This window comes from Faecalibacterium prausnitzii (assembly GCF_003287495.1).
In the GTDB taxonomy this organism is placed as follows: Bacteria; Bacillota; Clostridia; order Oscillospirales; family Ruminococcaceae; genus Faecalibacterium; species Faecalibacterium prausnitzii_I.
Window position 1 is genome coordinate 258679 of record NZ_PRLE01000001.1, and the last position, 20794, is coordinate 279472.

The following is a 20794-nucleotide window of genomic DNA, read 5'->3' on the forward strand; positions in this document are numbered from 1 at the left end:
CGCCTTACAGCCACTTTTCAAAGCAGCGTCCCAGCAGCACCCCGGCAGAGACCAGCACCGCCAGCCAGAGCCAGCCTGCACCGCCGGTCACCAACCACCCTGCCGCCAGAATAGCGACAAAGGTGCACACCGGCGGCACAGCGATACGCAGGATACGCAGCAGCTTTTCCCGCCGGGGCGGCAGTCCGGTGTCCAGCTGCTCGGGGTGCACGGCATCGCAGCAGATCTCGTCCCGGTACTTGCCCGGGTTGCGGTAGGCCTTATACGCGATGCCGTCCAGCGAAAACTCCGGGTACATTCCCTCTTTGGTCAGGGCGAAAAGCATTTCCTTTTCCTCTGCGTAGGCCTGCAAAGCCGCCGTAAACTCCTGCGGGGTGTTGATGCTGCCCTGCGGGATAAAGAAAAAGTGCTTCTGATGCTGCACCTGCGCCAGCGTGCAGTAATCCTGCAGCCAGCCGGAGAAGAAGTCCTGCTGCGGGGCGGGGCTTTCCATGCGGGTCAGGCAGGCGTCCACATCCAGCGTGTCCGCCTGCGGAGCCTGCCGGGCAAGGTCGGCGCAAAACTGCATGGCTGCTGCCAGCTGCGCCGCCTGCTGCTCCAGCACGGTCTGCTGGGCTTGCAGCGCCTGCTGCAGGGGCTGTTCCCCGCGCAGCACCGCCTTGATGGTAGGCAGCGGCACATCCAGCATCCGCAGCATACGGATGAGCTTGAGGGTACGGATGTTCCCGGCGGTGTAATCGCGGTAATCGTTGCCCTGCCTGCGTGCCGGTGTGAAGAGCCCCTCTTTTTCATAAAAGCGGATGTTCGGGGCGGACACACCGCTTTGTTCGGAAGCCTGTTTGATATTCATTTGCTTCACCTCCGCCCTTACATTACACCTTAAAGCCGGTTGAAGGTCAAGGCTTTTGCGCAAAAAACAGAGCCGCCGCACAAAAATGTGCAGACGGCTCTGTGAAAAGATGTTTTTATGATATGTATGTCACAGTCTGTGGCCGTGACATACATATTTTTTATTTTTAGTCCGCAGACTGGCAGAACAGGACGAATGCACGGTAAGCCATGTACAGGTCGGTCTTGTGGATGACCTCGAACGGAGAGTGCATGGAAAGCACGGGCACGCCGATGTCAATGACGGGGATGCCGCGGTTTGCCACATACTTGGCAATGGTGCCGCCGCCGCCCAGATCCAGACGGCCCAGCTCACCGATCTGCCATGCCACGTCGTTCTCGTCCATCATGCGGGTAACATAGCCCACCAGCTCGGCGGAAGCGTCGTTGGCAGCGCTCTTGCCGCGGCTGCCAGTGTACTTGAACAGGGCGATGCCGCGGCCTGCGTAGGTGCCGTTCTTGGGCTCAAAGGCGCTGGCCCAGGACGGATCGTAAGCGGCGGTCACGTCGGCAGAGAGGCAGACGCTGTTCTGGAATGCAATGATGTCATCCTGACCGGCGGCGCGGCAGAGCTGCTGCATAAAGTGGAAGACGTACATGCTCTGCATACCGGTCACGCCGTCGGAGCCGATCTCTTCCTTATCGGTCAGGACGCAGACGGTGGTGAACGCGGGGTTCTTGGTCTCGATCTCCGCCATCAGAGCGGGGTAAGCATCGACCCGGTCATCGTGGCCGTAGCCGCCCAGCAGGGCGCGGTCAAAGCCGACGTCACGGCACTTGTAAGCGGGCACGACCTCGATCTCAGCGCGGGTGAAGTCTTTCTCGGTGATGCCGTACTTCTCGTTGAGGAGGATCATCGTGTTGAGCTTGACGGCCTCCTTGATGTCGGCATCCTCCACAGCCTCGGAGCCGATGAGAATGTTGAGCTCCTCCGCCTTGATGCCCTCGCTCAGCTTCCGCTCGTTCTGCTCAGCCCCCAGATGAGGCAGCAGGTCGGTGATGCAGAAGACGGGATCAGACTCGTCCTCGCCCACATTCACGCTGACAGTGGTGCCGTCGGCACGGGAGAACACGCCGTGGATGGCCAGCGGCATGGTGCCCCACTGATACTTGCGGATGCCGCCATAGTAGTGGGTCTTGAAATAGCTGAAATGGTCGGACTCGTACAGCGGGTTGGGGCGCAGATCCAAGCGGGGGCTGTCGGTGTGGGCAATGACCAGGTGGAAGCCCTCCTCATAGGGACGGGTGCCGATGGTGGAAGCCACGACAGCCTTGTTCAGCTGGAGGAAGTAGACCTTATCACCGGGGGCGTAAGTCTTTTTGGGGTCAAACAGCTGGTAGCCAGCGTCTTTCAGCATCTGCTCGCTCTCAGCGGCCACCTCGCGCTCGGTCTTGCCGTTATCGAGGAACTTGCGGTAGCCCTCTGCAAAATCGGCGGCTGCCTTTTTGACATCTGCGGATTTGTCCGCCGCGTAAGCGGGGGTATAGAGCAGCTTTTCGGCCAGCTGCTGGGTCGGAGTTTTTTCTGCCATAGAATTTCTCCTGCCTTTCTGTTTTCTATCCTAAATATTTGAAACCAGCGGGTCTTCCCTGCCGGTTTTACCAAATTTTGTCCGGCTCACGGCGTGCCGTAAAGCCGGGTGTACACGCCGTAGCAGGCGGTGATCTTTTCCACATAGTGGTGCATCTGGTTGTACGGGAAGCCTTTCAGGGTCTGCCCGTCGGAGGAATGCTCCTCCATCTGCAGCAGGGTGTCCACCGTGCCCCAGCCGCTGTGGTAGGCAGCCGCTGCCGTGGCTACATCGTTGCTGTAGCGTTCCATGCACAGGTGCAGGTAGTAGCAGCCAAACCGGATGCTCACGGCAGGGTCGTAGAGGTCACCAAATGTCAGGTCCTCGTCCGGGGCGATCTTGCTCCGCAGCCAGAGGAATGTTTCCTCCGTCATCTGCATCAGGCCCCGGGCCTCTACGGCAGAGGTGGCATCCGGGTCAAACCCGCTCTCCGTGCGGATAAACGAGTAGACCAGCAGCGGGTCCAGCTGATAGGCCTGCGCCCACTGCTCCACAATGGCCTGATATTTGCGGGGGTAGAACTGCTGCTCCACCTGATCGCGGACCGACGGCACCGAGAGCACCACCATCCCCACCAGCGCCAAAAGCACCAGGGCTTTCATCAATTTTTTCAAAATGGACGCGCCACCCCGTCTTTCCCGGCCGCCTCAGCCAGCAGCTGCTCACACAGTGTGTTGGCGGAAGCTTCCAGCGCCTCCAGCGCTCCGTCGTTGCAAAGGACGTAATCCGCATGGGCACGCAGCGTTTCTTCGGGTGTCTGCGCATTCAGGCGGCGGGCAGCCATCTCCGGTGAAATGCCGTCCCGGGCCGCAATGCGGGCCACACTGGTAGCAAAGGGAGCGGTCACGACCGCCAACCGGTCACATTCCGCTTCCGCCTCCGTGCCCACAATGACAGCCCCATCCAGCACAAAGAGGCGGTTTCCAGCTTCCTGCGCCGCCTGTTTCGCTGCCCGGATGCGGCGGAGGATTTCCGGGTGGGTCAGCGCGTCCAGCGCCCGCTTGCCCTCCGGCGTTGCAAAGGCCCGGTCTGCCAGCAGGCGGCGGTCCAGCGTGCCATCTGCCCGGAGGATATCGTCCCCGAACCGCTCCGCCAGCTGGGGCAGCAATGGCGAGCCCGGGAGCAAGATCTCCCGGGACATCTGATCGGCATCGGCCAGCGGGACACCGTGTGCAGCAAAAATAGACGTGACCGTGGATTTGCCGCAGCCGCTGCGGCCCGTAATGCCCAGCGTGATCATAGCTTGATCACCCGGAATGCCGCCGCCCGGATCAGGCGGTTGTAAACAGCCATGGAGAGGCCGTCTTTCTGGGGGCAGCGGGCATAGACCACGGAATCTCCCTGCTCATCCAGTGCGCGCAGGCTCCGGAAGATGTGCTTGGCCTGGTCGGCACCATCGCCCTCGCGGCCATACTCCACGCAGGGCACTCCCAGCTTTTCGGCCTCGCCGGTAAAGCAGAGGCAGCTGGGGTTCTGGTCGGCGTGGGCGTCCACATACGCCTTGAACTGCTCAAAGCTGCCCTCCAGCAGGGTCACATCCGCCTTGGGGGCGTAGTGCTTATACTTCATGCCGGGGCTGCGGACCACAGCGCCCTCCGGCAGCTTTTCGAGGATGGCTTTGGAAACTTCCACTTCCTCGCCGAGGGCGCGTTCCAGCTCTTCCAATGTAATGTGGCCGGGGCGGAACAGGGTGGGCTTCTCGCCCACCACCGAGATGACGGTGGATTCCACGCCCACCGCGCACTCGCCGCCATCCAGGATCAGCGGCAGGCGGCCATCCATATCGGTAAAGACGTCCTGCGCGTTGGTGGGGCTGGGCTTGCCGGAGAGGTTGGCCGAGGGGGCTGCAAAGGCGCAGCCGCTCTGCCGGATGATGGCCTGCACCACCGGGTGGCTGGGCATCCGGATGCCCACGGTATCCAGACCGGCACAGCACTCCGCTGCCACCTCCGGGCCGCGGGGCATGATGATGGTCAGGGGGCCAGGGCAGAACGCCGCCATCAGCAGCTGGGCACGCTCCGGCACCTCACTGACAAGGCCGGGCAGCATGTCCGGGCCTGCAATGTGGACGATGAGGGGGTTATCCTGCGGGCGTCCCTTTGCCACAAAGATTTTTTTGACGGCTTCCCCGTTGCGGGCGTCGGCTGCAATGCCGTACACCGTTTCCGTAGGGAGAGCCACCAGCTCTCCCTGCCGCAGAAGCTCTGCGCCGCGGGCGATGCCTGCCGCATCCGCCGGGCGAAGTTCCGTTTTTATTTTCATACAAATCATCGCTCTTTTCTACTGTAAAGTATAGTTTCTTTACACCGTTTCGTGCGTATTATCTATCGCTTTGCGTGTCCAGCTGGCGCAGCTTTTCAGCCTGCTCGCGCATGGCAAGCGCATCGATGATCTCATCCAGATTGCCGTCCATGATCTTGTCCAGATTATGGACCGTCAGGCCAATGCGGTGGTCCGTGCAGCGGTCCTGCGGGAAGTTGTAGGTGCGGATCTTTTCGCTCCGGTCGCCGGTACCCACCTGCCCCTGCCGGTTGGCATTGATGGCCTCCTGCTGCTCTTTCTGCTTCTGGGCCAGCAGGCGGCTGCGCAGAATTTCAAGGGCCTTATCTTTATTCTGGAACTGGCTGCGCTCGTTCTGGCATTCTACCACCATGCCGGTGGGGAGATGTGTCACACGGATGGCGCTGGAAGTCTTGTTGATGTGCTGGCCGCCGGCACCCGAAGAGCGGAATGTATCAATGCGGAGGTCTTTCATGTCCAGCGCAAAATCCACTTCCTCGGCCTGGGGCATTACGGCTACCGTTGCCGTGGAGGTGTGGATGCGGCCCTGCGTCTCCGTTTCCGGCACTCGCTGCACTCGGTGGACGCCGCTCTCATATTTGAGGCGGTTGTAGGCGCCCCGCCCGTTCACCGCGATGATGGCCTCTTTCACGCCGCCCAGCTCGGTCTCGTTGAGGTTGAGCACTTCCCACTCCCAGCCCCGGCTCTGGACGTACATGCTGTACATCCGCATCAGGCTGTGGGCAAACAGGGCCGCTTCCTCGCCGCCGGCTCCGCCGCGCAGCTCCAAAATCACGCTTTTTTCGTCATTTGCATCCTTGGGCAGCAGCAGAATTTTGAGATTATTTTCCAGCTCCGCCACATCTTGACTCTTTTCGCTGACTTCCTGCTGTACCATTTCCTTAAAGTCCGCGTCGAGGGTCTCCCCCTCCAGCAGGGCTTTGGCCTGTTCCAGATGATCTTTGGCGGTAGCCAGCTTCCGGTAGGCGTCCACCACGGGCTCCAACTCGTGGTACTCCTGCATCAGGCGGCGGAACAACGCCGGGTCTGCAGCCGTTTCCGGCTGGTTCAGGCGGATGGAAAGCTCCTCAAACCGGTGGCTGACCGCCTCCATTTGGGAAAACAGTTTTGGCATATTGGGCAGTTCTCCTTACAACAATTTCCGAATGTGCTGACAGCTGCAAGGCGCTACACCGTGCCCGGTTTGATGACTTTTTTGATGTTCTTTTCAATTTTTGCGCGGGGCAGCATGACCTCGCGGCCACAGCCCGTGCAGCGGATCCTGAAATCCATGCCCACGCGCAGCACCTCAAAGCTTGCAGCGCCGCAGGGGTGCTTTTTGCGGGTGAGGATGGTATCTCCCACTGCAATGTCCATAAGTGTATCCCTCCTGCTTGTACAAAGTGGTACAGGCCGTATGGGCGGGGCACAACCCCACGCATACAGATATAGTATAAACCAAACTCGTGCAAAATGCAAATATCTGCTGCCGGCTGCGCATATGGTGTACCAGCCTGGTGCCACCAGCCGGACCGCAGGCAAAACACAAGAGAAAGAGGAATGAAAGATGATGCAAACATTCAGAACCGAAAGCAACTACCGCAGCGCGAACCGCCTCTCCCCCGCGGAGCTGCGGGCCGCCATGGCCAACCGCGAGATTTTGCAGAGCACCGCCCTCGCCTTTGATACCCAGCGGCAGCTCCGCTTTGAGCTGGGCGGCACCAAAGCGGTGATGCCCTTTGCCCAGTGTGCCGACGGAGCGGAAAACGGCTCGGTGCGGGATATTGCCGTGCTGACACGGGTGGGCCGCCCCACCTGTTTTATCATTGAATCTCTGGATACCGATGAGAGCGGCCAGCCGTTCTACCGGCTCTCCCGGGCTGAGGCCCAGCGGATGTGCAAGGCAGAGTATCTCGACACCCTGACGCCCGGCGATATCCTGCCGTGCACCGTGACCCATATTGAACCCTTTGGCGCGTTTTGTGATGTGGGCTGCGGCATCAGCGCCCTTTTGCCCATTGATTGCATGTCCGTCAGCCGCATTTCTTCCCCCGCTGACCGGGTCAGCGTAGGGCAGCAGATTCTGTGCGCCATCAAGAGCCGGGATGTACAGGGGCGGTTCGTGCTCACCATCCGGGAGCTGCTGGGCACCTGGGCCGAGAACGCCGCCGCTTTTACCGTAGGGGAAACGGTCGTGGGCATCGTGCGGAGCGTGGAGGAATACGGCACCTTTATTGAGATCGCACCCAACTTGGCCGGGTTGGCGGAAAGCTGCCCCGACCTGCACCCCGGCCAGCCCGTGAGTGTCTACATCAAAAATATCCTCCCGGACAAAATGAAGATCAAGCTGGTCATCGTCAACCACAGCCTGAGCCAGAGCCATCGGTTTGAGCTGCGGTATTTCATTACGGAGGGACACCTGGATCACTGGCTCTACTCCACCCCGGAGAGCCACAAACGGATCGAGACGGATTTTGCGGTTGCGGCTTGCAATCCGGCCTGAAACCCTTTATACTAGGGTGGAATAGAAAATAAAACCAGAGGAGATGTGTGAACGATGGCCGCCAACGATGCTTTTACTGCCGGAGTACGTCCCGGCGGGCTGACGAACAGCACCGAGATCCGGCTGCTGCTGTGCTATCTGGTCAAGAATGCCGGGCCCATTACCCGGACGGAGATCGAAAACGCCCTGATGGAGGAAGCGCTGGTCAATTACTTTGAGATCGGCTCCTGTCTGGACGATATTACCCGGCAGAGCCTTGTCACTTTGCAGAACGACCGCTACGCCATCACGGAGAAAGGCCGCAAGGTAGCGCAGGAGCTGGCCTACGATCTGCCCCGCAGTGTGCGGGAGCGGGCCGTGGCTGCCGTCTTTCGGGCCCAGACCTGGGCCCGAAAGGAAGCGGAATACAGTGCCCGCATTACCGAGAAAGCGGACGGCCACTGCTCCGTCCGCTGCACGGTCAAAGCGCTGGACCAGGAGCTGTTCTGCCTGGATTTGGGCACCCCGGACCGTCTGAGCGCCGAGCTGGTCAAAAAGCAGTTCATCCTGAAAGGCAATGAGATCTATCAGATGCTCATTACCAAATTGACCGAAGAAAAAAACTGACCTTTTGCAATTTTTACAAAGAGAACGTCCCCTGCCCCAGCGGCCATTTGCGGCCACACGGGTGCAGGGGGCTTTTTGTCTTACCTCAAACAGCCTCGTTATTTTTTCTACTTTGGCTGAGAATCTTAACAATGGGCAGACTTTATGGTATGCTTATCAGGTGTGAGTATTTTTGACACAGCCGTGGGCGTGATCGTGGCGCTGGCCGTCAACTACTACCTTCCCCGGGAAAAAGTCGTGCCCCTGTGGGAGGGGTTCAAAGCCAGAATTTCCGGTAAGAGCGCAAAATAACCCGTTTTACTGTTTGCCCAGCTGCCAGAACGCCACGGCGCTGGCTGCCGCCACATTGAGCGAATCCACCCCGTGGGACATGGGGATCTTGACCGTGTAATCGCAGGCGGCAATGGTGGAGCGGGCCAGGCCGTCGCCCTCGGTGCCCAGCACGATGGCAAGCTTGGGTTCCTTGGCCAGCTGTTCGTCGTCGATGCTGACAGAACGGTCACTCAGGGCCATGGCAGCCGTTTTGAAGCCCAGCGCATGGAGCTGCTCCATTCCCTTTTCCGGCCAGTCGGCGGGCGTCTGGCCGATCTGCGCCCAGGGCACCTGAAAGACAGTTCCCATGCTCACCCGCACCGCCCGGCGGCAGAGCGGGTCACAGCAGGAGGGGTTGATGAGGACGGCATCCATGTTGAGGGCCGCTGCACTGCGGAAGATGGCCCCCACGTTGGTAGAATCCACAATGCCCTCCAGAACAGCCACCCGCCGGGCATTTTTGCAGAGTTCTTCCACGGAACGGGGTGCCGGACGGCGGAATGCGCAGAGCACGCCCCGGGTAAGTTCAAAGCCCGTCAGAGCCGCCAGCAGCTCTCGATCCGCCGTGTAAACAGGAGCATCCCCGCAGCGGGTCAGGATTTCTGCCGCCGGACCGGTGATTTGTTTGCGCTCCATCAAAAGGGAGAGCGGCTGATAGCCTGCATCCAGCGCCCGGGAAATAACTTTGGGGCTCTCGGCAATAAAGATGCCTTTCTCCGGCTCCAGACGATTGCGCAGCTGGTTCTGGGTCAGCCGGGCGTAGGGGTCCAACTCCGGGGCGTGAAAATCGGTGATCTCGATGATATTCGGCATAGGATGCTCTCCTTTGGCATTGTTCAGAGTTGTGTGGGTTGTGTGGCCTTATTCTAGCACATCCGGCTCCAGAATGCAAAAATGCAGAGTCCGCCTTTGGCTGGCATATCATTTCCACATGTCAGCCATACCCCGGAATCCATCTTGTGCTTTTTGCCAAATGTGCTTATAATAAAGGAGCTGCCTTTTGCGGCGGCAGTCTTTGAAATTCAAGAGAGGTGGAATACTCCATGCAGACCAGCTCGGCGTCCAAGCGCCTGCTGCACGGCCAGATGTCGGAATCGTTCGTCACGGCCATGTTTTTGTCCCTTTCAGGCGGCTTACAGGACGCATATACCTACTTTTTCCGCGGCAAGGTTTACGCCAATGCCCAGACGGGCAACATCGTGTTGCTGAGCCAACACCTGTTTGCCGGAGATTTTCTCACAGCGCTTCATTACCTGATCCCGCTGGTCGCTTTCGCTTCCGGCATTCTGGCGGCGGAACTGTTCCGGGAACACTTCCAGAGCCTGAAAGCCCTGCACTGGCGGCAGATGATCGTTCTGGCAGAGATCCTGCTCCTGTTCAGCGTGGGATTTTTCCCGCAGGAGCTGAACCTGCTGGCCAACGCCATCGTCTCGTTCTCCTGCGCCATGCAGGTACAGACGTTCCGCAAGGTGAACGGCTATGCATATGCCAGCACCATGTGCATCGGCAACATGCGCAGCGGCATGGAGGCTCTGGCTGTCTGGATCGTCAAGCACGACCCCAAAGCCCTGCGCAAAGTTTCCCATTATTTAGGCATCATCTTCCTGTTTGGCGTGGGTGCGGGCCTTGGCTGGGTGGCCGTGGAGCATTTTGCCACCCGGGCCATCTGGTGGTCCTGCCTGCTGCTGCTCATCTGCTTCGCGCTGATGTTCATTCGGGAAGATCTGGAGGACAACCCCGCCATTGAGCAGAACCTTGCCGAGATCCGGCAGGAAGCAGGCGAGATCGACCACCTGCTGAAAGAGGAACTGCACGAGGAGCACGAGGCTCTCCGCGATACGCTGGAACACAAAAACTGAATCTATTTTTCAAATGGCCGCTTTTTCCTCCCGCCGGGGGATGGGCGGCCTTTTTGCATCCATTCTTCCGGGGAATGGATGTGATGAAAATTCCGTATTTTACAAATATCATACTGGATGTTTCCAATCCCATCGTTCTGGTGCGGGCTTCCACAGAAACCGAGTGTAAAAACGGCCCCGTGCAGTCTCCCCTGCCGAGGCTGTTTTCATTTGCTGAATCATCTAAAAACAGAATGGTTCACGATAAAAACCAGCTATTTTACAGAATGATAAAATTGCGGTATTCTATGGTCAGAAAGAATCTCCCCCACGGGATGAAAGAGAGTATCAGTACCACCCGGTTTTAGAAAGGAACTATCTGCTATGATCAAACTGTATGAGAACGGCATCTACCTGGTCAACGGCGAAACGATCTGCTCCTGCCCCGAGGAAGTGGCCCAGAAGTCCGGCCGCGCTACCACCAAAGAGGAGGCCACCAAGGGCACCATGGCCTACGGCATCCTGCAGGCTCACAACCAGAGCGATGACCCCGACGCCCTGCGCCTGAAGTTCGACTCCATGACCAGCCACGACATCACCTATGTCGGCATCATCCAGACGGCCCGCGCTTCCGGCCTGAAGCAGTTTCCCATCCCCTATGTCCTGACCAACTGCCACAACAGCCTGTGCGCTGTGGGCGGCACCATCAACGAGGATGACCACAAGTTTGCCCTCTCCGCTGCTCACAAGTACGGCGGCATCTATGTGCCCACCAACATGGCCAACATTCACAGCTACAACCGTGAGACGATGGCTGCCGGCGGCAAAATGATCCTGGGCTCCGACTCCCACACCCGCTACGGTGCTCTTGGCACCATGGCCGTGGGCGAGGGCGGCGGCGAGCTGGCCAAGCAGCTGCTCTGCCGCACTTACGATTTTGCCCGTCCCGGCGTCATCGCCATCTACCTGACCGGCACCCCCCGCGTCGGCATCGGCCCCCACGATGTGGCCCTGAGCATCTGCGGCGCAGTCTACAAGAACGGCTACGTCAAGAACAAGGTCATGGAGTTCGTCGGCCCTGGCGTGGCTTCCCTGCCCATCGAGTACCGCAACGCCATTGACGTGATGACCACCGAGACCACCTGCTGGTCTTCCATTTGGGTGACCGATGAGGAGACCCAGCGCTACTACACTCTGCATGGCCGTCCGCAGGACTACAAGAAGCTGAACCCCGCTGAGGTCGCTTACTATGACGGCTGCGTCTCCATCGACCTTTCCACCGTGGAGAGCACCATTGCCATGCCCATGCATCCCTCCAACACCTACACCATCCACGAGCTGCAGGCCAACGCCAAGGACATCCTGCATCTGGTACAGGAAGAGGCCAACAAGCAGATCAAGGGTGCCAAGATGAACCTGGACAGCAAGTACCACGATGGCGCTGTCTGGGTGGATCAGGGCGAGATCGCAGGCTGCGCCGGCGGCACGTTCGATAACATCTGCGCCGCTGCCGACATCCTGCGCGGCAAGAGCTGCGGCAACGGTGCCTTTACCCTGAGCATCTACCCGGGCTCCATGCCGGCTCTGGCTGAGCTCATCCGCAATGGCCGCGCCTCCGACCTGGTGGACGCCGGTGCCATCATGCGCGAGTGCTTCTGCGGTCCCTGCTTCGGCGCAGGCGACTGCCCGGCCAACGGCGAGTTCTCCATCCGCCACACCACCCGCAACTTCCCCAACCGTGAGGGTTCCAAGCCGGGCGAGGGCCAGATGAGTGCCGTGGCGCTGATGGATGCACGTTCCATCGCCGCTACCGCTGCCAACGGCGGCAAGCTGACCGCTGCCACCGATCTGGACATCGAGTACACCAAGCCCGAGTACCACTACAATGCAACCCTTTACGCAAAGCGTGTTTACAACGGCTGGGGCCATGCCGAGCCGGAAACCGAGCTGCGTTTCGGCCCCAACATCAAGGACTGGCCTGAGATGCCTGCCCTGACCGACGACCTGCTGGTCAAGGTCTGCTCCTACATCACCGACCCCGTGACCACCACCGATGAGCTCATCCCCTCCGGTGAGACTTCTTCCTACCGCTCCAACCCCGAGCGCCTGTCCGAGTTCGCCCTGAGCCGCCGCGACCCCCAGTACGTCTCCCGCAGCAAAGAGGTGCGCCAGATCGAGCGGGACCGTGAGGCGGGCAAGGCCCTGCCCGAGGAAGTCCTGAATGTCTATGCTGCCCTGACCAAAGCCGGTGTGAAGAACGATCCCGCCCATACCGACATCGGCTCCACCATCTTCGCCAATATGCCCGGCGACGGTTCCGCCCGTGAGCAGGCCGCTTCCTGCCAGCGTGTCATGGGCGCTGCCGCCAACTTTGCCAAGCAGTACGCCACCAAGCGTTACCGCTCCAACTGCATCAACTGGGGCATGACCCCGTTCCTGGTGGAAAACCCGGAAGTCTTTGCTCTGGGCGATTACATCTTCATCCCCGGCCTGCGGCAGGCTGTACTGGAAAATAAGGCCAGCTTCTCCGCTTACGTCGTCAAGGCAGACGGCACGGTCACTGAGTTCCCGGTCTCCACGGGTGTCCTGACCGAGCCTGAGCGCCAGATCATTGCCGATGGCTGCCTCATCAACTACTACCGCAACAACCAGTAAGATGGGGCGGCATGGGCTTGCACATTCGTCCACAAAACAGTATACTGAAAAAAGACCGAAAAAAGGACGGAACATGCTATGGATGAAAAAGATCTGCAGATCTTCCTGACCCTTGCCGAGACGGGCAACCTGACCCGGACGGCGGAGAAGCTCTATCTGGCACAACCTACCCTGAGCAAGCGGCTACAGAACCTGGAGTCCGAACTGGGTGCCACCCTGTTCCTGCGCAGCAAGCACGGCGTGACCCTGACACCCGCCGGGGAGGCGGCACGAGAGACGTTCCTGCACACCACCAAGGATTTTGAGGACCTGCGGGAGCGGCTGCAGAGAGGCCGCGGCATCGTCAGCGGTACGCTGCGCATCGCTACTTCCATTGATTACTCCACCTACCGCCTGCCGGAAGTGCTGGCGCAGTACACCACCCACTACCCGGAGGTCAAGCTGCAGATCTACAGTGAGCACAGCCGGGAGTGCGTGCGGCAGATGCAGACCGGCCGCCCCCACATTGCCATCATGCGGGGCGAGTGCGAGTGGGACGAGGGTAAACTCCTGCTGGAGCGGGAATCCGTCTGTCTCATCCGGAACAAGGCCAATGCGGACACGCCGCTGGAAGAGCTGCGGTACATTGACCGGGACGCGAATCCCGAGCACCAGAGCATGAAAGCCCGCTGGCTGATGGAGCACAAGCTGGAGCCCTCCAGCATCCTGAATGTGGAGGGCCTTTCCACCTGCGTGGCCATGGTCAAGGCAGGTCTGGGCTGGAGCATCGTGCCGGAGATCTGCCTCTCCTACTTTGACGGCATTGCCGAGCCGCTCTTCTTTGCGGATGACACGCCGCTCACCCGCTCCACCTACCTGCTCTACCGCAGACGGGAAGCGGAGCTGCCCCAGGTACGGGCATTCATCCAGACCGTCTGTGAGCGGGAGAACATCCCCTCCCCCGTGCCGCGCGTCTGACCGATTTCCAAAACCGCAGTCCACTTGCAGTCTTCTGCAGGCAGGCTGCGGTTTTTGTCATTTTCTCGCAGAATCCAATTGCAGAGCCGGAATTGGTGTGGTATACTATTAACATTGTGTTATTGAAACAGGAAGAGGGGTCAACGAATGAAAAAAGGCTTTGACAACGATAAATATCTTCTCATGCAGTCCCAGCACATCCGGGAGCGCATTGCCCAGTTTGACAACAAGCTCTACCTGGAGTTTGGCGGCAAGCTGTTTGATGACTACCACGCCTCCCGCGTGCTGCCCGGCTTCCAGCCGGATTCCAAGCTGCAGATGCTGCTCCAGCTGAAAGACCAGGCGGAGATCGTCATCGTCATCAGCGCGGAGGACATCATCAGCAGCAAGGTTCGCGGTGATTACGGCATCACCTATGATCTGGACGTGCTCCGCCTCATCGACGCGTTCCAGGGCGTTGGCCTGTTTGTGGGCAGTGTCTGCATCACCATGTACACCGCCGCCCCCGAGGTGGAGCAGTTTGAGCAGCGGCTCAACGGGCTGGGCATCCGGACGTTCCGCCACTACAAGATCCCCGGCTACCCCAACGATGTGGCCCGCATCGTCAGCGACGAGGGCTACGGCAAGAACGAGTACATCGAGACCCAGCGCCCGCTGGTGGTCATCACGGCCCCCGGCCCCGGCAGCGGCAAAATGGCCACCTGTCTGTCCCAGCTGTACCACGAGTACAAGCGAGGCGTCAAGGCCGGTTACGCCAAGTTTGAAACGTTCCCCATCTGGAACATTCCCCTCAAACACCCGGTCAACCTGGCCTACGAGGCCGCTACCGCCGACCTGAACGATGTGAACATGATCGACCCGTTCCATCTGGAGGCCTACGGCAAGACCGCTGTCAACTACAACCGCGACATTGAGATCTTCCCGGTGGTCAACGCCATGTTTGAGCTGATCGCGGGCAAGAGCCCCTACCACTCTCCCACCGACATGGGCGTGAACATGGCCGGCAACTGCATTGTGGACGATGCTGTCTGCCGCGAGGCTTCCCGCAATGAGATCGTCCGCCGCTACTTCAAGGCCCTGTGCGACCAGAAAGTCAGCGGAAACGCCAGCAGTGAGCTGTTCAAGCTGGAACTGCTCCTCAATCAGGCAGGCCTCACCGTGGGCAGCCGCCCGGTAGAGCAGCAGTCTCACGCTGTCTCTGAGAAGACCGGCGGTGCTCCCGCTGCCGCCATCCAGCTGCCGGATGGTACCGTTGTCACCGGCAAAACCGGCCCTCTGCTGGGTGCTGCTTCCTCTGCCCTGCTGAATGCCCTCAAGAAGCTGGCCGGCATCGACCAGGAAGAAGACCTCGTCTCCTGCCGCGCCATTGAGCCCATCCAGACCCTGAAAACCAATTATCTGGGCAGCAAGAATCCCCGCCTGCATACCGACGAGATCCTGATTGCCCTTTCCAGCTCGGCTGCCGAGAACGAGACTGCCGCCAAGGCCCTGCGCCAGCTCTCCATGCTGAAAGGCTGCGACATGCACTCGACCGTCATCCTGTCCAGTGTGGACACCGATACCATCAAACGGCTGGGCATGTACCTGACCTGTGAGCCGGTTTATGAGGAAGAGGACCGCAAGTACCACAAGCGCTGATTTTCCTCCCCTATGACACAAAAAGCCCGTTCCGCGAAGCTTTCACGGAACGGGCTTTTCTGATGCGTTTTATTCGGAATAGTGTGCCAGGAACTGTTTGGTACGCTCCTCCTTGGGATGGTCGATGAGCTCTTTGGCAGGGCCCTCTTCCACCACCACGCCGCCATCCATAAAGAGGATGCGGTCTGCCACGTCGCGGGCAAAGTGCATCTCGTGGGTGACGATGATCATCGTGGTCTTCCGATCGGCCAGGTCTCGCAGCACCCGGAGGACTTCGCCGGTCAGCTCCGGGTCCAGCGCGGAAGTGGGCTCGTCAAAACAGAGGATGTCCGGGTGGAGAGCCAGCGCGCGGGCAATGGCCACGCGCTGCTGCTGGCCGCCGGAGAGCTGGTGTGGGTAGTGGTTTGCCCGCTCCGAGAGGCCCATCTGGGCCAGCAGCTCTCTGGCCTGTGCTTCCAGCTCGGCGTGGATGGCCTTTTTGTTGGCCTTATAATCCGGCCGCTCCTTTGCCAGCAGCTCTCCGGCCAGCATTACATTCTGCAGGGCCGTGTACTGCGGGAAGAGGTTAAAGTTCTGGAACACGAGGCCGAAGTGGAGCCGCTTTTTGCGGATCTCGCTCTCCCGCTGGGTGGCGGGGTCGGCGGCATCCCACATGGTCTCACCGTTGACCTTGATGACGCCGGTATCCGGCCGCTCCAGAAAGTTGAGGCAGCGCAGCAGCGTGGTTTTGCCAGAACCGGAGGAACCAATGATCGCCAGCGCCTCGCCTTTTTCCAAAGTCAGTGAAATGTCCTTGAGGACCTTGGTATCCTCAAAATTTTTCCCGATGCCGGAGGCTTCGAGTAATGCCATCATGTTTCGCCCTCCTCAGCAGCGGAAATAGTCCATCTTCTTCTCGGCCCAGTTGAGCAGGAGCGTGAGAGCTCCCACAAAGACGAGGAAGAAGATCGCGGTGGAAAACAGCGGCCAGATGAGGCCCTTTGCGCTGTATTCCTTTGCCATCATGATGATTTCTTTGTTTGCAATGGTGTTGGCCAGCGAGGTATCCTTGACCAGGGTAATGATCTCATTGCCCATGGGAGGCAGGATGCGTTTGATCACCTGCAGCAATGTGACCTTGAAGAAGATCTGGGTCTTGGTCATGCCCAGCACCTGCCCGGCCTCAGTCTGGCCCTTGGGCACCGCCTCGATGCCGCCGCGGTAGATCTCCGAGAAGTAGCAGGCGTAGTTGATGGCAAAAGCCACCACCGCCGCCACCAGACGGCCATTGGAGCCGGAGGGCCAGGGGTTATTGAAGCCCATCAGGCCCGGGCCTAAATAGATGACGATGATCTGAAGCATCAGCGGGGTGCCGCGGATGATCCAGACGAACGTCTTGACCGCGCCGCGCAGGGGGGCGCAGCGGCTCATGGAGCCAAACGCCACCACCAGCCCCAGCGGCAGGGAGAACACCAGTGTCCAGAAAAAGAGCTCACAGTTGAGCAGAAACGCGCCGGAAAGGCGCTCAAGAATCACAGTCACAAACACACACCCATCAATTCAAACGTACGTTCGGTTTTTACTCCGCCAGAGTCAGACCATATTTCTCGGCCAGAGCGCCCATGGTGCCATCGGCCTTGAGCTCGTCAAAGGCGGTGTCCACAGCGGCGGCCACATCGCTGCCCTTGCGGAATGCCACGCCGTACTCTTCCACATTCATCTCGTCCACCATTTTCAGGTTGGCGTAATCGGTGCCCTCGCCGATCATGGCCGAAGCCAGGGTCAGGTCCAGCACAGCAGCGTCGGCGGTGCCGGCGGCAACTTCCATCAGGCAGTCCGTCTGGACGCTCTTGGAAACGTAATCGGCCTGTGCCAGGTTCTCGTCCTCCTGGATGGTGGTCTCACCGGCGGAACCGGCCTCGGCGACCACGGTCTTACCCACGAGGTCTGCGGTGGAGGTGTACTCGGTGCCATCCTTGACCACAACGACCTGTGCGTTCTTGACGTAGGGCTTGGTGCAGGCCATGTTCTCCTCACGGTCATCCGTCAGGGTCAGGCCGTTCCAGATGCAGTCGATGCTCTTGGCGGCCAGCTCGGTCTCCTTGGTGTCCCAGCTGATCTCCACGAACTCCGGCTCCACGCCCAGCTTCTCGCAGACGGCGGTTGCCAGCTCGGTGTCAAAGCCCGTAAAGTTGCCGTCAGCATCGGTGTAGTTCATGGGCTCATACACGGTGTAGCCAATGACCATCTTGCCGTTGGACTGGATGTAGGCCAGGTCGCTGTCCGCGTCCGAGACCGCGGAAGCAGCGGCAGAACCAGCCGCCGCGCTGGAAGCCGTGGAAGAAGCAGCCGTGCTGGAAGCACCACCACAGGCAGCCAGGCTCAGTGCCATGGCACCGGCCAGAAATGCAGATACGATTCGTTTCATAAGATCTTCCCCTCTCATTGTCCCATGGCACCAGCCCCGTACCGATCGGGGCGGGCGGCTTCGTTTCACCGCTTTACCATGCTAAATTGTTAAACTGTGACTATAGAATAACGCGTTTGCCTCCGTTTTGCAAGAGGCAAACGCGTTTTTTCGCAGTTTGACGGTTTGAGAGGGTCATTCCGCCCTTATGGCGGTGAATCTGCACAAGTACCGCGGGGTTACTCTGCCAGCGCCGCCTCAATGTTGGCCAGCACTTTCTGGCTCAGCAGCACAAAGGCCTGCTTGGTGCGGCCTGCCGAGACATTGGCGCAGTGGACATTGGGCCGCTCAAAGAAGCCTTCGGCCACCGGGCCGGCTGCGGCGCGGGTGTCACAGAAATAATAAGTGCCGGGCTGGTCCAGCCATGCTTCCAGAGCCTCAGAATCAAAGCCGGGGCCGATGGAAGTGTTGAACAGCACCTTTCCCGCACCCAGCCGGGCAAACTCTTCCCTGCCCAGCAACAGGACGTTTTTGTTCAGGCAGGTGAACACCACCTCGCTCTCGGCCAGCAGCCGGGCCAACGGCTTGTACTGCATCCCCTGCTGCTCGGCCTCCGGTTTGCGGGTGCGGCTGTAGTAGGAGATGTCGGCCCCCAGATAGGCCAGTGCATCGGCGATCATTTTACCGGAAACGCCCAGACCCACGATGCCCACTTTCAGGCCTGTGATCTCCACCGGCTCGTCCCGCAGCATGGGCATTCCAAAGCCATGGAGCAGACCAGTCAGCTCGTGGAGCACATACTCCACCACGCCCTTATCGCCGTAATCCCGGATGCCCAGCACTTTGATGCCGTGCTGGCGGGCATACGCGATGTCCACATTGGCGCTCTCCTCCGAGTAGAGGCTGCAGCACATGCCAATGTACTTGAGGTTGGGGCAGCGCTCAATGACATTTTTGCCCATGCGGGAGGTATAGCTCAACAGGGCGGCATCCGCGTCCCCGATGCGGCGGACGATCTCTTCGTCATCCGCCGGAATATCCCGGTAAAGGACGACTTCCTTAGCATAATCATGCAGTTTTTCTTCAGCGGACGGGATGAGGCTGACGGGCTCAATGGCAACCAGTTTTTCAAACATGGCAAAGTTCCTCCTTTTTAATAGAAGCAGACGGGCGAAGCCAGATTGCGCAGCAGGGAGACAACGCTCCAGCCTGCAATGGCGCTGGTGCTGGAGCAGATGTCCACCACTGCCTTGACACCCTCGATCTCGGCCGTAATGCGGTGGTCATCGCCCACCCAGCCCGGCACCGAGTGCATGGTCACGCCGGTGATCTCCGGGCCCGTGGTGGCCAGCGAGGTAGCAACCGCCACATTGACCCGGCGCGGGAATGTGGCAATGGCCTGCTTGGCGTTGCCGGTAAACACCGTTGTCTTCTCAGTATCCGTCAGCAGATGGTCGGCCCACACCGGCGTGTTGCGGAAACCCTTGGCTCCTGTGTGCGTCTCGATGCCTGCTGTCTCGCTCAGCTGCCGGGCCCGCGCCATCAGGGTAACGGTCTGCAGCACATCAAAGCCGCCGATGGCACCGCTGGCCAGATGCACCTTTGCCCCGCCCTCCCGGGCGGCCTGCTGCACCTGTGCGTAGAAATCCAGATCCGCAAAGGCACCAATGGAAATGATCACAAGGTTGACTCCCCGGCGCAGCACCGGGATGGCCATGGCACGGACCGCCTCCACCGAAGCCGTCTCTACAATGTACTCCGGCTCCAATGCCAGCAGCTCTTCCACATCCGCACAGGCCCTGCAGCCCACATTGGAAGCAGTCTTCTCGCTGGAAGCAGGCGTACGGCTGGTGACACCCACCAGCTCATAATCCTCCAACAGACCGTTTTTCCAGGCGTCTGCCACGATATTGCCCAGGAAACCGCAGCCCACGATGCCAAATTTCGTTTTCATGTTCGTTTCTCCTTTTCCGTTCCGGCCCAATGGCCGTATCATATTCAGTATACCATTTCTTTGGCTGGCATTCTATCCAAAGAGCACGCCGCAACTTCGAGCATTCTGCCAAAGTTTCCTCCAAAACATCGCAAAAAGCCGCCCTTTGCAGAGCGGCTTCAAAAATCATCCTTTATTTTGCTTCTTCCAGCGCTTTGGCGGCGGCTTTTTGCAGATCGGTCACATCAATGGTGCATAGGGCAGCCAGGTCCGCATCCGAGTCCTCCGCCGGGAGCTTTGCGATCTCTGCAGCGGTCTTTCCCTTGAGGTAAGAGCAGAAGCCCTCGCTGTGCTCGTACCATTCCTTGCCCAGAGAGGAAGCACCCCGCATCCCGTAGCTGTCGCCCTGCTCCAGCTTGGTTTTCACGGCGTCCGGAGCCATAACATTGCCGTCCGACATCACGGTCAGGGCGGGCTCCGCCATATCCCCGATGGCACTGGTCACCCGGCCATCGGAATCGGTGGTCAGGGCCACGATCGTCACATCCACCTGCGCGTTGACATCCTTGTCATCGGTGGCCGTCACGTCCGAAGAAGCGTTGGCTGCCTCAATCCCCAGCGAGACCCGGTCGCCTTTGGCGGCACCCAGTGCCTCGGCGTTGGCGCAGGCCTTCGCAACGGCGTCCCGGTAACCGTCAATGGCAATGGTGCAGCTGGAAAGCAGGTCGGCATCCTTGGGCTTCCCGTCTTCCTCCGTCTCCAGCTTGGCAACTTTTTCGGCTGTCATCCCTTTGAGGTAGTCGGCAAAGGCATCCGCCTGCTCCGTCCACCCTTTTTTGATGCCGGAAGCCGCCGCCAGCGGGTAATCGTCCCCTTTCTGGCGTTTGGTGCGGTAATCCGTAGGCATGGAGAGCACCCCGCTGCCATCGGCAGAGATGGTGCTCTCCAGCTCATCAAAGGTCACGTCGATGATCTTCCCCTCACCGTCCAGCAGGACAGCCGCCGCCACAAGGTTGATCTTGCCTGTGCGGTGGTCGTCTGTTGTCTCGGTCAGGACTCCCAGGCCGGTTTTCCAGCCCCCATTTTGAGCCGTGCTGGCGGTGCTGCTGCTCATGCCGGACGAGCTCATACTGCCGGAGCCGGAATTCGATTTGCCGCAGGCCGTCAGCAGCAGCGCCGCTGCCACCACTCCGCTCCAAAGCGCCGTGTGTTTCAGTTTCATTTGTT

21 protein-coding genes are annotated in these 20794 nt (G+C 59.7%); 7 read left to right on the plus strand and 14 right to left on the minus strand.

What is annotated here, in order from left to right; all coding sequences use genetic code 11:
• Positions 1–4: 4 nt before the first annotated feature.
• From C4N22_RS01285 to C4N22_RS01315, 7 genes are all read right to left on the minus strand, one after another.
• On the minus strand, positions 5–850 hold the full coding sequence (locus C4N22_RS01285) for a MerR family transcriptional regulator (protein ID WP_112147706.1): 846 nt from the start codon (positions 848–850) through the stop codon (positions 5–7).
• Between the two features lie 166 nt (positions 851–1016).
• Positions 1017–2420, minus strand: a complete 1404-nt coding sequence (locus tag C4N22_RS01290; protein WP_112147708.1) for an aminopeptidase — start codon at positions 2418–2420, stop codon at positions 1017–1019.
• An 86-nt stretch (positions 2421–2506) separates the two neighbouring features.
• The gene (locus C4N22_RS01295; protein ID WP_242980914.1) at positions 2507–3073 is read right to left on the minus strand and encodes a lytic transglycosylase domain-containing protein; all 567 of its coding nucleotides are present in this window, start codon (positions 3071–3073) and stop codon (positions 2507–2509) included.
• Positions 3070–3699 (minus strand): dephospho-CoA kinase, encoded by a 630-nt coding sequence (coaE, locus tag C4N22_RS01300; protein ID WP_112147711.1) that lies wholly within the window; start codon positions 3697–3699, stop codon positions 3070–3072. The genes C4N22_RS01295 and coaE overlap by 4 nt, the downstream gene beginning before the upstream one ends.
• Entirely contained in the window at positions 3696–4721 is a 1026-nt protein-coding gene (locus C4N22_RS01305; RefSeq protein ID WP_022257082.1) for an L-threonylcarbamoyladenylate synthase, read from the minus strand. Before C4N22_RS01305 ends, coaE begins: the two co-directional genes overlap by 4 nt.
• A gap of 58 nt (positions 4722–4779) precedes the next feature.
• Positions 4780–5874, minus strand: coding sequence for a peptide chain release factor 1 (gene prfA / locus C4N22_RS01310; protein ID WP_112147713.1), 1095 nt, complete (start codon positions 5872–5874; stop codon positions 4780–4782).
• Between the two features lie 53 nt (positions 5875–5927).
• Positions 5928–6116, minus strand: coding sequence for a DUF951 domain-containing protein (locus C4N22_RS01315; protein ID WP_022257080.1), 189 nt, complete (start codon positions 6114–6116; stop codon positions 5928–5930).
• Between the two features lie 190 nt (positions 6117–6306).
• Between C4N22_RS01315 and C4N22_RS01320 the strand changes: the two genes are divergently transcribed.
• From C4N22_RS01320 to C4N22_RS12815, 3 genes are all read left to right on the plus strand, one after another.
• Positions 6307–7242 carry a S1 RNA-binding domain-containing protein gene (locus tag C4N22_RS01320; RefSeq protein WP_112114808.1) on the plus strand — a complete coding sequence of 312 codons (936 nt, stop codon included), beginning with the start codon at positions 6307–6309 and terminating at the stop codon, positions 7240–7242.
• A gap of 54 nt (positions 7243–7296) precedes the next feature.
• A complete protein-coding gene (locus C4N22_RS01325) occupies positions 7297–7848 on the plus strand; it encodes a DUF4364 family protein (protein ID WP_022257078.1) in 552 nt (183 codons plus the stop codon).
• 144 nt (positions 7849–7992) lie between these two features.
• Positions 7993–8139 (plus strand): hypothetical protein, encoded by a 147-nt coding sequence (locus C4N22_RS12815; protein WP_181567145.1) that lies wholly within the window; start codon positions 7993–7995, stop codon positions 8137–8139.
• A 6-nt stretch (positions 8140–8145) separates the two neighbouring features.
• On the opposite strand, the gene C4N22_RS01330 is transcribed toward C4N22_RS12815, so the two are convergent.
• Entirely contained in the window at positions 8146–8973 is an 828-nt protein-coding gene (locus C4N22_RS01330) for a TrmH family RNA methyltransferase (RefSeq protein ID WP_022257076.1), read from the minus strand.
• Between the two features lie 230 nt (positions 8974–9203).
• Here C4N22_RS01330 and C4N22_RS01335 point away from each other — a divergent pair, with 230 nt between their 5' ends.
• The 4 genes from C4N22_RS01335 to C4N22_RS01355 all read left to right on the plus strand — a co-directional run bounded on the left by C4N22_RS01335 (position 9204) and on the right by C4N22_RS01355 (position 15248).
• The gene (locus tag C4N22_RS01335; protein ID WP_242980915.1) at positions 9204–10019 is read left to right on the plus strand and encodes a YoaK family protein; all 816 of its coding nucleotides are present in this window, start codon (positions 9204–9206) and stop codon (positions 10017–10019) included.
• Positions 10020–10382: 363 nt separating this feature from the next.
• Positions 10383–12653 (plus strand): hydratase, encoded by a 2271-nt coding sequence (locus tag C4N22_RS01345; RefSeq protein WP_112147717.1) that lies wholly within the window; start codon positions 10383–10385, stop codon positions 12651–12653.
• Between the two features lie 78 nt (positions 12654–12731).
• The gene (locus tag C4N22_RS01350; protein WP_112147719.1) at positions 12732–13610 is read left to right on the plus strand and encodes a LysR family transcriptional regulator; all 879 of its coding nucleotides are present in this window, start codon (positions 12732–12734) and stop codon (positions 13608–13610) included.
• Between the two features lie 147 nt (positions 13611–13757).
• On the plus strand, positions 13758–15248 hold the full coding sequence (locus C4N22_RS01355) for a DUF1846 domain-containing protein (protein WP_022257072.1): 1491 nt from the start codon (positions 13758–13760) through the stop codon (positions 15246–15248).
• A gap of 69 nt (positions 15249–15317) precedes the next feature.
• Here C4N22_RS01355 and C4N22_RS01360 read toward each other — a convergent pair whose 3' ends face one another.
• The 6 genes from C4N22_RS01360 to C4N22_RS01385 form a co-directional block, all read right to left on the minus strand.
• Positions 15318–16100 (minus strand): amino acid ABC transporter ATP-binding protein, encoded by a 783-nt coding sequence (locus C4N22_RS01360; protein WP_022257071.1) that lies wholly within the window; start codon positions 16098–16100, stop codon positions 15318–15320.
• Positions 16101–16115: 15 nt separating this feature from the next.
• The gene (locus C4N22_RS01365; protein ID WP_181567156.1) at positions 16116–16763 is read right to left on the minus strand and encodes an amino acid ABC transporter permease; all 648 of its coding nucleotides are present in this window, start codon (positions 16761–16763) and stop codon (positions 16116–16118) included.
• Between the two features lie 43 nt (positions 16764–16806).
• The gene (locus C4N22_RS01370; protein ID WP_112147721.1) at positions 16807–17655 is read right to left on the minus strand and encodes an amino acid ABC transporter substrate-binding protein; all 849 of its coding nucleotides are present in this window, start codon (positions 17653–17655) and stop codon (positions 16807–16809) included.
• 218 nt (positions 17656–17873) lie between these two features.
• On the minus strand, positions 17874–18770 hold the full coding sequence (locus C4N22_RS01375) for an NAD(P)-dependent oxidoreductase (protein ID WP_112147723.1): 897 nt from the start codon (positions 18768–18770) through the stop codon (positions 17874–17876).
• 17 nt (positions 18771–18787) lie between these two features.
• Entirely contained in the window at positions 18788–19588 is an 801-nt protein-coding gene (locus C4N22_RS01380) for an aspartate dehydrogenase domain-containing protein (protein ID WP_112147724.1), read from the minus strand.
• 172 nt (positions 19589–19760) lie between these two features.
• Entirely contained in the window at positions 19761–20789 is a 1029-nt protein-coding gene (locus tag C4N22_RS01385; RefSeq protein ID WP_112147726.1) for a hypothetical protein, read from the minus strand.
• Between the last annotated feature and the right edge of the window lie 5 nt (positions 20790–20794).

Excerpts from the sequence above, each read along its gene's own strand:
- C4N22_RS01330 (WP_022257076.1), bottom strand. The coding sequence starts at position 8,973 with ATGCCGAATATCATCGAGATCACCGATTTTCACGCCCCGGAGTTGGAC.
- C4N22_RS01320 (WP_112114808.1), top strand. The coding sequence starts at position 6,307 with ATGATGCAAACATTCAGAACCGAAAGCAACTACCGCAGCGCGAACCGC.
- C4N22_RS01345 (WP_112147717.1), top strand. The coding sequence starts at position 10,383 with ATGATCAAACTGTATGAGAACGGCATCTACCTGGTCAACGGCGAAACG.
- C4N22_RS01360 (WP_022257071.1), bottom strand. The coding sequence starts at position 16,100 with ATGGCATTACTCGAAGCCTCCGGCATCGGGAAAAATTTTGAGGATACC.
- C4N22_RS01335 (WP_242980915.1), top strand. The coding sequence starts at position 9,204 with ATGCAGACCAGCTCGGCGTCCAAGCGCCTGCTGCACGGCCAGATGTCG.
- C4N22_RS12815 (WP_181567145.1), top strand. The coding sequence starts at position 7,993 with ATGGTATGCTTATCAGGTGTGAGTATTTTTGACACAGCCGTGGGCGTG.
- C4N22_RS01350 (WP_112147719.1), top strand. The coding sequence starts at position 12,732 with ATGGATGAAAAAGATCTGCAGATCTTCCTGACCCTTGCCGAGACGGGC.
- C4N22_RS01305 (WP_022257082.1), bottom strand. The coding sequence starts at position 4,721 with ATGAAAATAAAAACGGAACTTCGCCCGGCGGATGCGGCAGGCATCGCC.
- coaE (WP_112147711.1), bottom strand. The coding sequence starts at position 3,699 with ATGATCACGCTGGGCATTACGGGCCGCAGCGGCTGCGGCAAATCCACG.
- C4N22_RS01355 (WP_022257072.1), top strand. The coding sequence starts at position 13,758 with ATGAAAAAAGGCTTTGACAACGATAAATATCTTCTCATGCAGTCCCAG.
- C4N22_RS01385 (WP_112147726.1), bottom strand. The coding sequence starts at position 20,789 with ATGAAACTGAAACACACGGCGCTTTGGAGCGGAGTGGTGGCAGCGGCG.
- C4N22_RS01370 (WP_112147721.1), bottom strand. The coding sequence starts at position 17,655 with ATGAAACGAATCGTATCTGCATTTCTGGCCGGTGCCATGGCACTGAGC.
- C4N22_RS01380 (WP_112147724.1), bottom strand. The coding sequence starts at position 19,588 with ATGAAAACGAAATTTGGCATCGTGGGCTGCGGTTTCCTGGGCAATATC.
- C4N22_RS01290 (WP_112147708.1), bottom strand. The coding sequence starts at position 2,420 with ATGGCAGAAAAAACTCCGACCCAGCAGCTGGCCGAAAAGCTGCTCTAT.
- C4N22_RS01285 (WP_112147706.1), bottom strand. The coding sequence starts at position 850 with ATGAATATCAAACAGGCTTCCGAACAAAGCGGTGTGTCCGCCCCGAAC.
- prfA (WP_112147713.1), bottom strand. The coding sequence starts at position 5,874 with ATGCCAAAACTGTTTTCCCAAATGGAGGCGGTCAGCCACCGGTTTGAG.
- C4N22_RS01325 (WP_022257078.1), top strand. The coding sequence starts at position 7,297 with ATGGCCGCCAACGATGCTTTTACTGCCGGAGTACGTCCCGGCGGGCTG.
- C4N22_RS01315 (WP_022257080.1), bottom strand. The coding sequence starts at position 6,116 with ATGGACATTGCAGTGGGAGATACCATCCTCACCCGCAAAAAGCACCCC.
- C4N22_RS01375 (WP_112147723.1), bottom strand. The coding sequence starts at position 18,770 with ATGTTTGAAAAACTGGTTGCCATTGAGCCCGTCAGCCTCATCCCGTCC.